Genomic DNA, 696 nt, shown 5'->3' on the forward strand with positions numbered 1-696 from the left:
GATTGAGGATCAGGCCTTAAATTCAGGTGAGCAGACTGCATTAATCTATAAAGATAAAGAAATTTCATATAAGGAATTAAATGAAAGGTCTAACCGGGTGGCGAAATATTTAAGTTCAGTTGGTGTAACAAGAGATACTATTGTTGGTCTTATGATGCACCGCTCACTTGAAATGATCATATCTATCGTGGGTATCTTAAAAGCTGGAGGTGCTTACCTCCCGATTGATCCAGAGTTTCCTTCTGAACGCATAAAATATATGCTGGAAGATAGTAAAGCTTCTTTGATCATAACCAATTCCGATATTAATAGCCCCTTTTTAAATGGATTTCATGTCAAGAAGTATAAGGAAATAATGTATGCATCGAATAGAATAATTGGGCAGGCATGGCCTAGTACTACAGGTTCTTCTGATCAGCTGGCTTATTTAATCTATACATCCGGATCTACTGGAAAACCTAAGGGAGTGATGATCGAACACAGATCTGTTGTGAATTTTATAAAAGGAATCACGGAGAATATCAATTTTAATGAAGATTCAATAATCTTAGCACTTACCACAGTTTGTGTTGATATCTTTGTGCTAGAAGCGATCTTACCTCTCACTAAAGGAGGAAAGGTAATCATAGCTGATGAAGAAGAGCAAAAGGATCCGGTGGTGCTAAGTAAATTAATAATTGATAAATATATAAATAA

At 35.6% G+C, this 696-nt stretch carries 1 protein-coding gene; it reads left to right on the forward strand.

Going from position 1 to position 696, the window contains the following annotated elements; genetic code table 11:
- Positions 1 to 696: AMP-binding protein (locus A3842_RS12985; RefSeq protein WP_178382345.1), on the forward strand; the 696-nt coding region annotated here is incomplete at both ends.

Source organism: Paenibacillus sp. P3E, assembly GCF_001909045.1.
In the GTDB taxonomy this organism is placed as follows: domain Bacteria; phylum Bacillota; class Bacilli; order Paenibacillales; family Paenibacillaceae; genus Paenibacillus_AQ; species Paenibacillus_AQ helianthi.